The 12,220-nt window shown below is 46.3% G+C and carries 9 protein-coding genes; all 9 read right to left on the reverse strand.

Annotated features, from left to right (window positions below; genetic code table 11):
* Positions 1 to 5: 5 nt before the first annotated feature.
* Positions 6 to 389 carry a LytTR family DNA-binding domain-containing protein gene (locus DR864_RS13270; RefSeq protein WP_114067436.1) on the reverse strand — a complete coding sequence of 128 codons (384 nt, stop codon included), beginning with the start codon at positions 387 to 389 and terminating at the stop codon, positions 6 to 8.
* A gap of 302 nt (positions 390 to 691) precedes the next feature.
* Positions 692 to 1,723: a Holliday junction branch migration DNA helicase RuvB gene (gene ruvB, locus DR864_RS13275; protein ID WP_114070266.1), complete on the reverse strand. Its 1,032-nt coding sequence runs from the start codon at positions 1,721 to 1,723 to the stop codon at positions 692 to 694.
* Positions 1,724 to 1,843: 120 nt separating this feature from the next.
* Positions 1,844 to 2,011: a GxxExxY protein gene (locus DR864_RS13280; RefSeq protein WP_114067437.1), complete on the reverse strand. Its 168-nt coding sequence runs from the start codon at positions 2,009 to 2,011 to the stop codon at positions 1,844 to 1,846.
* A gap of 142 nt (positions 2,012 to 2,153) precedes the next feature.
* Positions 2,154 to 5,792, reverse strand: a complete 3,639-nt coding sequence (locus DR864_RS13285) for a PKD domain-containing protein (RefSeq protein ID WP_162793789.1) — start codon at positions 5,790 to 5,792, stop codon at positions 2,154 to 2,156.
* A 226-nt stretch (positions 5,793 to 6,018) separates the two neighbouring features.
* Positions 6,019 to 6,864, reverse strand: a complete 846-nt coding sequence (locus tag DR864_RS13290; protein WP_114067439.1) for a sugar phosphate isomerase/epimerase family protein — start codon at positions 6,862 to 6,864, stop codon at positions 6,019 to 6,021.
* A 48-nt stretch (positions 6,865 to 6,912) separates the two neighbouring features.
* Positions 6,913 to 8,136, reverse strand: a complete 1,224-nt coding sequence (locus DR864_RS13295; RefSeq protein WP_114067440.1) for an MFS transporter — start codon at positions 8,134 to 8,136, stop codon at positions 6,913 to 6,915.
* A 102-nt stretch (positions 8,137 to 8,238) separates the two neighbouring features.
* The gene (locus DR864_RS13300) at positions 8,239 to 9,540 is read right to left on the reverse strand and encodes a Gfo/Idh/MocA family oxidoreductase (protein WP_114067441.1); all 1,302 of its coding nucleotides are present in this window, start codon (positions 9,538 to 9,540) and stop codon (positions 8,239 to 8,241) included.
* Between the two features lie 108 nt (positions 9,541 to 9,648).
* Positions 9,649 to 10,395 carry a LytR/AlgR family response regulator transcription factor gene (locus tag DR864_RS13305; protein WP_114067442.1) on the reverse strand — a complete coding sequence of 249 codons (747 nt, stop codon included), beginning with the start codon at positions 10,393 to 10,395 and terminating at the stop codon, positions 9,649 to 9,651.
* An 11-nt stretch (positions 10,396 to 10,406) separates the two neighbouring features.
* Complete coding sequence (locus DR864_RS13310) at positions 10,407 to 12,209, reverse strand: tetratricopeptide repeat-containing sensor histidine kinase (RefSeq protein WP_162793791.1); 1,803 nt, start codon at positions 12,207 to 12,209, stop codon at positions 10,407 to 10,409.
* Positions 12,210 to 12,220: the final 11 nt, after the last annotated feature.

Raw genomic sequence — 12,220 nt, forward strand, 5'->3', positions numbered from 1 at the left:
AAAACCTAGTTTACTCCATTTTGCTTTTGTGAAACAGAGGTTTGCACGTATTGCCGACGTCTTTTCGAAACTGGCACTTTCTTGCCGTCAAGCAATTGAATGAACGTACCACCATCGGTAATTTGATAACCCGCAAAATGATGAAAATTGACCAAATACGACTTGTGCGTACGTACAAAACTCGTCTTTTTGAGCAGTTGTTCGTAGCTTTTAAGGGTTTTGGCCTGTACAAAAACTTTCCCAGTTTTGGTGACAATCCGGACGTAATTCACATCTGCTTGGATAAAAATCACATCTTCGGTACGAATAAAGAAAGAGCGTTTCAGATTTACCAACTCCAAATAATCAGGAGATACGGCAGGACTTAAAAGTGATGAGAGATTGTTCATGGCTGAGTGAGGCTGTTTTTATAAAATATGCGATGCAAAATTGCGCTATATTCTCAAAACTCAGAAATCTAATCAGGATGAAATGTAAAATATGGCGTCTGAAACGTCATTACCGAAGCTAAGACTGCACTTTTGCCCAATAAATTTCCTGAAAATACAAGTCCCATCTACTAGTGAAATTTTGCATAAATGGTATATTTTACTTATTAATTAGTAATTTTCACATATTTAAACAGGTCTGCCTCTACCCTCAATTGGGCTGAGATAGACCTGTTTAAAAGGGTATTTTATTGAACTACGGCTTACTCAGGAAATAAATCTCCCGTTCGAAATTTAGGAACGATTCCCAAGTGGCGATAGGCTTTTTCGGTAGCTTCTCGGCCACGTGAAGTACGTTTTATGAACCCCTCCTGAATCAAAAACGGCTCATACACCTCTTCAATGGTTTCGGCTTCGTCGCCGCAAGCTGTAGCGATGGTCGAAAGTCCCACGGGTCCACCTTTGAATTTTTCGATGATGGTGGTCAGGATACGAATGTCCATCTCATCGAGGCCATGCTGGTCTACGTCGAGGGCTTTTAGGGCAATTTGGGCAATCTCGACCGTAATTCGTCCACTTCCTTTGACCTGCGCAAAGTCGCGCGTACGGCGCAGGAGGTTATTGGCGATGCGCGGGGTGCCACGGCTACGTCGGGCTATTTCGTAAGCTCCTTCCTCGTCGATAGGCGCTCCCAAGATGCTTGAAGAGCGTTTTACAATAGATGTCAACAACTTGGCATCATAATACTCCAATCGGCAATTAATCCCGAAGCGTGCTCGAAGCGGCGAGGTGAGCAACCCCGCACGGGTCGTGGCCCCAATCAACGTAAAAGGGTTGAGGCTAATCTGAATACTGCGGGCATTGGGGCCCGAATCAAGCATAATATCAATCTTGTAATCCTCCATCGCCGAGTAGAGATATTCTTCTACAACAGGATTAAGACGGTGAATTTCGTCGATAAACAATACATCGTTGGGCTGTAAATTGGTGAGTAATCCCGCCAAATCGCTGGGCTTGTCCAACACTGGCCCAGAGGATGTTTTTAGGCTGGCGCCCAGCTCATTGGAAATAATGTTGGAAAGGGTGGTTTTTCCTAACCCCGGAGGGCCGTGCAACAGCACGTGGTCGAGGGCTTCGCCGCGCTGCTTGGCGGCGAGTACAAAGACCCGAATGTTTTCCAGTATCTTATCCTGCCCCGCAAAATCGCTGAAAGAAAGCGGACGCAATGCCCGGTCTATCTCCTTTTCCATCGGGGAAAGCGGGTCGGTAGTTCCTGTTAAGTAATCTTGACGCATAAGTACGTATTCACGCAGAGTGGCTGAGGTACGGTTCGCCGCTGCGACGGTTCGCCGCTGCGACGGTCCGACGTTGTGGCAAAGACGGAAAACAAAACCCGTCACTTTGCGTGGTGTGATTTATAAACGATTAACAATTCTTTGAATTCCGTCTTTTATCAAAGGTACGTTAAAATTTATTAAGAGACCGAGTTTTAGTCCAGTCAATTTAAGGTAGGTCTGCCGCTGTTTTTGATGTATTTTGAAACAGGAGTTTACGACGATTTGGGAGATTTCGTTTTCGTGCATGAGCCAAGTTTTTGTTCATGCAAAGAAGCATATAGGAATGAAAGATAAGAAAAATATTTCTTAACGGTCGTTTTGAATCACGCAAAGCCACGAAGGAGCGAAGAAAAAAATCTGCGCCTTCGCGGCTCTGCGTGCTTAACTATTATCGCACAAGCAATACCGCCCCGCGTTGGTTTTCACGCGGTCGATCGGGAAAGAATTTGGATTTGAAGGAAACCACGTACGGGTAACTCATCGGCGGATACACACTCCCCCGATAGCTGCCGTCCCATTTTTGGTTGATGTCGTTGGTATAAAAAATCACTTCACCCCACCGATTAAAAATCTTCAATTCAAAATCAGTCAAGTGGTCGCCAAACACGTTCAGTACATCATTGTTACCATCGCCGTTAGGTGTAAACACATCCGGGATATAAATACGCGGCTCGCAACGCACTACTACGCGGGCGGTATCAAAAAGCTCACAGCCTTCAGGATTACTGATACGAACGCGGTAGTTTCCGACGAGACTAACCATAACACGCGAGGTACGTTCTTCGGAATGGAACCAAAAATAACTCAGATTGGAAGCACCACCGCGAACGGCCAGCGTAGCCATTGCCCCATCGTCAAGATCGCAGAGTGGCACTTCTTTGGTCAAATCATACGTAGGGCGCGGGGCCAGTGAATACGTAAAATCGTCGTTGTCGGTACAACCCGTTACGGTATTTGTGACTGTCAATGTATACGTTCCTCCCCGCGTAACGCTGATGCGGTCGGTGGTTTCGCCCGTACTCCATCGGTACTGGTTGCCAGGAATAAGCGGTAACGACGGTATCAACAACGCCGTATCGCCGATGCACTTTTTACGGTCGGGGCCCAAACTCAGGAATTTATCAGGCGTAATTCCGACCGTAATATCCCGCAAAGTGGTATCACAGCCACCGGCGTCCGTTACTTTCACGTTGTACGTACCCGGCAATAAATTGGCGAGCAAGGCGGCATTGGTTCCCAGCCCCGCCCCCATGGCATTGGTCCAGACGTAGGTTTGGGGAGTTCCCGCCAGGGTATTGAGATTAATGGCTCCCGAAGAAGGCAACGTGCAGCGCGCGTTGACGATGGTAGGTTGCAATCGCAATGTTCTGACCGCTCTCAGCCCGAATGAAGAATCGGTGGCGCATACGGCGGGATTGCCGCGTAGCATGACTCGGTAGGTTCCTTCGCCTACATTAGGAAGGGTATTACCCGTGGCACTCAACATAGTATTGTTGGGGCCAAACCACTCAAAAGTATAACTGCCGCTCGGCGGTGAAATATTTCCGATGACTATCTGCCCATCCGTGGTGGTACAACCCGTTGGTGGCGTTAATACCGCCGCTATCCGCGCTTTAGGCAAAGCCCGTACCTGAATGGTATCTTCATTGACGCAGGCTTGAGGAGTACCTGTATTGATAGTAACCTGTACTGAATATGTACCCGGTTGGGTTACGGTAATCAATTGTGTTGTCTCTCCCGTACTCCACTGAAATTTATTCCAATTGGTAGGTGTGGGTTTGGCGTTCAGCACTACATTTCCACCACCCACGCACAAACTCGTATCAGGACCGAGAGAATAGGCTGGCGGTCTGCGTAAGGTAATCTGCGTAGCACCCTGTGAAAAACACTGTGCCTCTATTCCATTGGCAGCGTACACCTGATAACGTCCTGACCCACCGTTGGGCTGCAATGTAATGGTTTTCGTTCGGGCAAGGGGAACTCCATTTCGAAGCCAGAGGTATTCTTCGGCCTGCACGCCCGCATCGAGCACCAGTCGATTGGTACAGGTATCAATCGGTGACCTTAAATTAATGGGATCAGGTGTGGCAATGATGGTAATACGCTGGGTGATGGTGGTGTCCTTACATCTGTTGACCAATCGTAAACTGACAGTGTAGGTGCCCGGCATTTTATAGGTATGCTGCACTTGTTGATTTTGCCCCGTTACGGGAGCCGACCCATCCCCAAAATTCCACGTATAACTGTCTTTGATAGGGTCGCAAAGCGGGGACGCCTGAAAATTAGTGGCTTGATTGGAACAGGTATCCGAATAGGTAAAACCTGGGCCAGAGGATTCGTTGGTAAAGTTTTGGACAAAGTTGGGCAATCCTAACTGACTTGTGCTTCCACCCAAAAATATACCGTCTTTCACAAATCTTACTTCATCCTGCGAGTCTTCGTCGGGTTCGTTGATAACCCCTAAATATTGGCTGTCTTTGATGGCCAGATAGATTCTACCGTCCGACCCTACCTGAAGAGCTCCGTACACTTGCGTGGCCGAACTGTCAATCAATATTTTGGAATCGGCAATCCGCGCCGAATCGCCCAAACTGATGTCGTACTGCCATAATCGGGAAAGAGTGGTATCACCTGGCGCATCTCCTTTTTGCAACGACACGTACATTTTCGTGCCATCTGGCGAAAACTCTACCCCGTAGGCTTTGGGCGGGGCAGGCCCCAAATCAATCGTTTGCGGCCCAGACAGCCGCCCCGACGAATCGCTAAAATTGTAAATTTCGACAAGGTTGCGGGGAGGCCCTGGCACCACCACCGCCAACCGACGCATTCCAGTACTGTCGGCGGGAGAAAATTTCATGTAGCCTTCTCCTTTGGAAACCGTATCCTGAACCGCTCCTAAAGCATACTGAAACGGCCCTTCCAATCCCGCTTTGGTGGCGTGATATACCCGAAAAACATTGCTATCATAATCGTGCGACACAATCCAATACGTAGAATCTCGGTCGTTTCTGACCGAAGCAATCCGCTCGGTGGTATTATCGTTCAAAAGGTTATTGGTTTCTACCACTTCACCTTTGCCGCCATTGCGGCGCATATCTACCAAACTATAACTAAACTTTTTTTGTCCGTTGATTTCGGAAGTTGTGAAGACGTAATACAAGTATTCGCAACCTCGACAGGTAGGCTTGGGTACAATCAGTGCCGATTGAGTGGAATTAGGGCTTCCCGCCAGCGCCGCCGTATCTTTGGAAGGCATAACGACCCCGTTTTTATCAAATATCTTGACGCCATCGGTGTAAAAAAGCAATTGTCCTTTGGAATTAGAAATAGACGAAGTGCCTTCGGGGGTTTTGATTTGGCCGTCGGTGAGCGGTTGTGGACTCCCGCCCGAAAAATCAAGACCCGCGTTGTTTCCGAAATACCATTTGGCCCCTTCCTGATTGGATTGTTCCAAACAGACTTTTACCGTAATTTTATCCTCATACGTACAGCCGCTTTCGGAGGTTACTTCTACCGAGTAGCAGCCCGAACTATCGACGCGTAAGGTTTGGGTGGTATCTCCTTTCGGGAACCACATGTATTTGGCTCCATTCGGGGCGTTGGAAGGATACGGATTCAGCACCAATTTACCTAAATCCTCCTTACAAATCATGGTATCACGACGCCAATTGGGAAAAGCGGGCGGCGGCACCCCAACGTTAACGGTTCGGGTAACCGTTTCGGGTACACCCGCCACCGTCCGGGTCAGCGTGATGAGCTTCATGCCTGGCGTCTGAAAAAGGTGCTTGATGCTGTTTTTGGTGGAAGTAATAATGCCGCTTCCATCTCCAAAATCCCAGCTCCATGCCGTTGACGTGGCCAGCGTATCCGTAAAAACCGTTGAATCAGCAAGGCATTCCTGATCAGGAATACATAATTTTCCAGAAACCTTAAAAGGCTCTAGCTGTGCGTGCGCAGTACCGATAGACAGCAACACCAGCATCCATCCTCCAAGTAATGAAAGAAATATGTGCAGCTTTTTTCTCATGGGTTTCATTTGACTCCTCCTACCTCAAATCTCGTGCCTAATCTTAACCTGTTTTGGATAAAGATGTTTACGCAGTTTTTCGTAAAAACGTTGTAATCAATTCAATACTATTTTTAAAAAACAGGTCAGACCATTGAGTTCTACCTAAAAACGACAAAACCTTACCGAAAATTTTATGGAAATCTACGGTAAGGTAATAAATTATGTCGAAAAGGAAATTAGCTACTTAAAGGCTCTTCAAATAAGCCATGCTTTGAGGCACTTGCTGCATGGCACCTAGGTTTTCGTCTTCGATGTAAAAATACTTAATAGACGATTTTTTGGCCGCTTTCAAAATCTCTGGGTAATTGATTTGGCCCGTACCGAGCACCACGCAGTTTTCGTTGGGTGTACTGCCAGAAGTACTTTTTGGCACCCCGATTTTCAAGTCTTTCAGGTGAATTAATTTAAACCGCTTGGGATATTTTTTGAGCATCTCAGCAGGATTCTGACCAGGCAGGTGCATCCATACTACATCCATTTCAAAAAAGACCGCATCAGGATTGGTGTTCTGAACGATGTAGTCAAAATACGTCCCCTTTTCGTAAGGCTCAAACTCAAACCCGTGGTTATGGTAACAGAAAGTCAGCCCGTTCTCTTTGAGCTTTTGCCCAAAACGGTTGAAATCTTCTACCGTTTTTTTGGCCAATGCCTCATCCATCGGCCCTTTGTGTGGTACTGAACCAATCCGTACAAATTCAGCGCCCAAGGTTTTGGCATTCTGAACCACGGTTTCGGTTTTATCGTTCAGGTCGGCAAAGCTTACACCGAGGCTGCTGCAACGCATTCCGCGCTCATCCAGTAAAGCCCGAAGTTCGGCCGCTGTTTTACCAAACAAATTGGAAAATTCAATGTTAGTAATACCCATGGCCTTCACTTTATCCAAGGTACCAGGCACATCTTTACTGAATTCATTCCGAAACGTATACGAAACCGCCCCAGGGGTATCCTTTAGCAATTTTCCGAAACGTTGCGCGTAGGCCGTTGACAAAAAACTCGTCAGGATACACAAATAAATCAAATGCTTTTTCATAAAAATCAGGTTAATTGTTGCAAATAAAGAGGTTGGACAAACGTCTATCTACTCTTCCACATAGTTCATATCTTTGGTAAAAGTTTCTTCTAACGACTGAAGGCAAATCAACGAAATAACCACTACCACTGTCCCAATCAATAGCGCCCCGTTTATTACCCCCAAAGAAGGTTTTAGGTATACAAAAGACGCCGCTAACGGAATGGTAGCACCGCGCACGAAGTTGGGCACAGAAGTAGCCACCGTAGCCCGGAGGTTGGTTCCGAAAAGTTCGGCCGCCAGAATAATAAACAACGTCCAATAGCCATTACAAAACCCTAAACAGGCGCAAAGGATATAAAATTGCGTCGTGTTTTGGATGGGAGCCATCAGGTAAATAATCATGAACGAGAATGACATCAACAGAAAAATGCGAATCGCTTTTTTCCGACTTTGTAGGCGCTGACTCAAAAAGCCGCTCACAATATCCCCGAATGTTTGTCCCGTAAAGGCCAGCATAACGGCTTTGCCCGCAATGATGGGGTCTGCTAAGCCGTGACTTATACCGAATTCAGGTGAAAAAGTAATCAAAATGCCCACCACAAACCACAACGGCACCCCGACGACGATTGCCAACAAATATTTCTTCAAGCGTTGCGGAGTAAAGAGCATTCCGATATTACCGCGCTTCACATCTTTATTTCGGAGATTAACAAATAAGCCCGATTCAAATACGTTGACCCGCAACACCAATAATAAAAGCCCTAAACCGCCGCCTACGTAGTATGACATGCGCCATTCGAACAAATCAGCTACAAAATAGGCCAGTACGCCACCCAAAACACCCATCGTTGCTACCAGCACCGAACCGTACCCGCGCAAATGCTTGGGCAAAACCTCAGCGACAAGGGTGATTCCTGCGCCTAATTCTCCCGCTAAACCCACACCCGCAATAAAGCGCAAAACCGCGTATTGAGGCACGCTGGTGATGAGTCCGTTGGCGATATTGGCTAAAGAATAGAGTAAAATTGAACCAAAAAGCACAGAAAGTCGGCCTTTTTTATCCCCCAAAATCCCCCATAGCACGCCGCCAATCAACAATCCAGCCAACTGCATATTGAGTAAAAAAACACCTTCTGGCAAGAGTTGGTCACCCGTTACGCCAATGGCTTTGAGGCTGGGCACGCGCACCACACTAAACAAAAACAAATCGTACATATCTACCAAATAGCCCAGGGCGGCTACCAAAACGGGCACTTGAAGAAGAAGCTTAAAATCGGAAGATTTGGTCATAAAAATTATTTTTAAGCGCAAAAAATTAAACCACAGAGAAACTGAGGAACACAGAGTTAAAAAAAGTATCTCTGTGGTTCTCCATTCCTCTGTGGTTGAGATTTATACTTTATCAGGTACAACAAACGGTGCGCGGTATTTGCGGGTGAGCATCGTGTTGGCTTGTTTGTCGCCGATGAATGTTTCTTTTTCGGGGTCAAACTTGAGCGTGCGCCCCAGTCGATACGAGATATTGCCCAAATGCGCCAGCGAAGCCGCCATGTGGGCCGTTTCTACGGGACCGTTCAAGAGTTTTTTGTCCTGTGCCCGCACCGCATCTACAAAGTTTTTGTAATGGTCGCCGCCTTCTTTTCGGGCTGGGCCAGGAGTACGCTCCCTGCCAAGATAGGTTTTATAATCGTTGTAGCCATTGATAACCATGTAGCCTTTGTCGCCGTAAAAAAGGTTTCCTACTTCCACGCCGTCTTCCTTGTTGGTCATCCAAGGGCGCACTTCTACTTCAATGATTTTTTTCTGTTTGGGATAAATATAACTCGACGTGAGCGTCTCGGGCGTTTCTTTGCAGTCGTTCCAAAGGAATTTGCCGCCCGTAGAAGTAATCTCTTCGGGCAACCCTACGTTGAGTCCCCACATGGCGAGGTCGGTTTCGTGGATACCTTGGTTGCCGATGTCACCGTTGCCGTATTCCCAAAACCAATGCCAGTTGTAATGTACGTAGTTTTTAGAGAACTCACGGGCTTGCGCTGGTCCCTGCCATAAGTCCCAGTTCAGGCCCGCAGGTACTGCCGATGGGCCCTGATTACCAATATCAGGCCGCCATTTGAATATCAACGCCCGGGCCATGTATACATTTCCAATGAGGCCGTCGCGCAGGTGTTTAATGGCCTCCTGAATGGCGACCGAGCTGCGCAACTGCACGCCGTGCTGTACAATACGATTGTATTTAGTAGCGGCTTCGACCAGTTTACGACCTTCGTAAATATTATGACAGGCAGGTTTTTCTACGTAGACATCCTTGCCCGCCTGACACGCCCAAATGGCCGCCAACGCGTGCCAATGGTTGGGCGTGGCAATACTCACGGCATCAATGTCTTTATCTTCGTAGACCTTCCGTAAATCTTGTTCCGTTTTTACTTTCTTTTTATGGTTCTTCTCAAAGTCGGCCGCGCGTTCCTGAAGCACAACGTTGTCAACGTCGCAAAGGGTAGCTACTTCTACATTTTCTAGTTTTGAGAAACCAGAAATATGGTCTTTACCGCGACCGTTTACCCCAATTACCGCCACGCGCACGCGGTCATTGGCCCCAAATGCATGGGCAGGAATAATGGTCGGAATTCCTACCGCCGCCGTACCTAAGGCCGCCGTTTTTAGAAATTTCCGTCGTGAAAAAGGGATATGTTTCATTTGTCAAGGGTTTGAATTACTTCTACCCCTAGTAAGAACTCCAAGAAGCATACATACTTGTTTTTGAGGTCAAAAATCGGTTTTAACGCCCAATCTACCTTGCTTTTATCACAACCAGCCAAATCGTTCCATCAAACGGTCTTTCTGCCCTCTCGAAACTGGAATACTTTGGTTATTATCCATCACGATGTAATTCCCTTCACCCCTGACAAATTTTTTGATTCGGTTTAGGTTGATCAAGTACTGACGATGTACCCGCAAAAAATCCCTTTCTTCCAACAATTCTTGAATCTCTCGTAGGGTTTTTGTGACTAGATAATCCTGCCCATCAGACAAGTAAAAACGGGTATATTTATCGTCGGATTCACAATACAGAATGTTGTGTACGGCCACAAACGTGACGCCGTTTTGGTACGGTAAGGCCAGACGGTCGGGCAAGACTTTAGCCGTACCAGTGAGCTGTTGCTGCAAATATTGAATTTGTTGGGGACTGGTCTGATGTTGCTTTTCGATTTTTTGGATCGTAGCAATCAGCTCCTGCGTATCAATCGGTTTGAGCAAATAATCCAAGGCACTGTACTTAAACGCCTTGAGCGCAAAGCGGTCGTATGCCGTGACAAAAACGAGCGAAAAAGCAATATCTCCCACCGCTTCCAATACCTGAAAGCCATTCATTTGTGGCATTTCAATGTCTAAAAACAGGATTTCAGGACGATGTATTTTAATGGCTTCAACGCCTTGAATGCTACCCGTACAGGTCGCAACTACGTCAATTTGAGGACAATGTTGGGATAACCGTAGAGCCAATAAATTGACAGCATTGGGTTCATCATCAATAATTACAGCACTTAGCATAACAGTGGGAATTAAATGGGAATTTTAATAATAACTTTGGTACCCGTGGCTTGCCCATCGGCATTCACTAAATCTAAAATTTCGACCCTTGTATTGGTTTGATACAATTGATTGATGAGGTCGATTCGCTCCGATGTCACCTTCATGCCAAAGGATTTTTGTCGGGTCACGGATTTACTTTTAAATTCGGCGGCCTTCTCTCTGCCCACTCCATCATCAATTACTTTGATATGTAGAAGGGTATCAGCAGGTTGTCGAATATCAATCGTTACGGTACCTCCTTGTTCTTTGTGCATTAGTCCATGCCAAATGGCATTTTCAACAAATGGCTGAATCAATAAAGGTGGAATCTGGATGGAATCCAGGTCAAGGTTGGTGGATACATTGATTTGATACTGTACTTTTTGCTGAAAACGCATAGCTTCCATTTCGATGTACAGACGCAGGGTTTCGAGCTCATTAAACAACGTCACTTTTTCTGAACGCGAGTTTTCGAGCACGAGTCGTATCAGTCGAGAAAATTTGGTCAAGTATTCAGACGCCTTATCCGCTTCATTGCGCGCTGTATAGTATTGAATCGAATTAAGGCAGTTGAAAATAAAATGTGGATTCATCTGCGCACGCAGCGCCGAAATTTCGGTTTGGGCAATCCGTTGCTGGTACTCAGCATCCTGTTTTTCCCTTCGTTGGGACAATAAGCTGTTTCGATACAACAAAATAATAATTAATGCCCCCAAAAATCCCCCCATAATCCAAAACTGGCGGTTTCTGTTCTGCACCTCATTGGCCTGTTTTTGCAAGGCCAAATCTTTTTCATATTGGGATTTATAAAGATTGAGGCGGCTTTCAAACGTTTCATAATACATAGAATCGCGCTGATTGAGCGCAAGCTCTGAAAAACGCAACCCCTCTTTATAGTTTCCAAGACCCTTATAAGCTTGGGTCGTTATAAAAGATGCCCAGAAAATCTGTTGATTGGAATGGTACCTCTGAGAGTAATCCATGGCCAATTGAGCAAGCCGTAGCGCTTCCGCAAAATTCTCCCTGCGGAGTTGAAGACCCGCCATTTCGTTATAAATAGCCGCTTGCGCAAATACGTTGTCTAATTTATGGGCTATTTTTTCCACTTTCTGAAAATGAGCCAACGCCGAATCTAGTTCATCTTGCATGACGTGCAGATAGCCTTGGCTCCAATTGACCAAGCCTATGCCAAAATCAGAATATGTACGATGATAATCCTGCAAGGCCGATTGATAATAACGCTCGGCGATCCTAAAATTTGATTTACCACGATACAGGTCGCCCAAATTGACCTTACATCGCACAATCATGCTATCATTTTTCAGTTTTTTAAAAATCACCACCGCCTTATCATAATATACCTGCGCCGAATCCCATTGCTTAAATTCGGCGTGGCAATCACCCATAAAACGGTAGGCGTGGGCTTCGTGCAGGGGCCACTGGATGGATTGTGCCAACGTAAGCGCCTGCCGAGAAATGTCCATAACATTATGGTAACGCCCGTCAAAAACCAAATAATTACTCTGTTCGTGAAACGCCAGAATCCGGCCTTTTGGCCAATCGCGGGCCTCAGAAAGAGAAAGTGCTTTTTGGGCATACGTAGCCACCGAATCAACATTCTTGAATTGATAAAGATGCGCCAGCCGACAATAAGACACCACAAGTTGAGTATCCCTGGTGTAGGAAACAGGCAATTTTTCCAGCGACCTTATTTGTTTAGTCAGCATTCCTGATTGAGCAAATACGCCCAAACAAGCCAATAGCATCAACGTACATAAGTAGCTAATTTTCAAAGTATTATATA

The organism is Runella rosea (assembly GCF_003325355.1).
Classification (GTDB): Bacteria; Bacteroidota; Bacteroidia; order Cytophagales; family Spirosomataceae; genus Runella; species Runella rosea.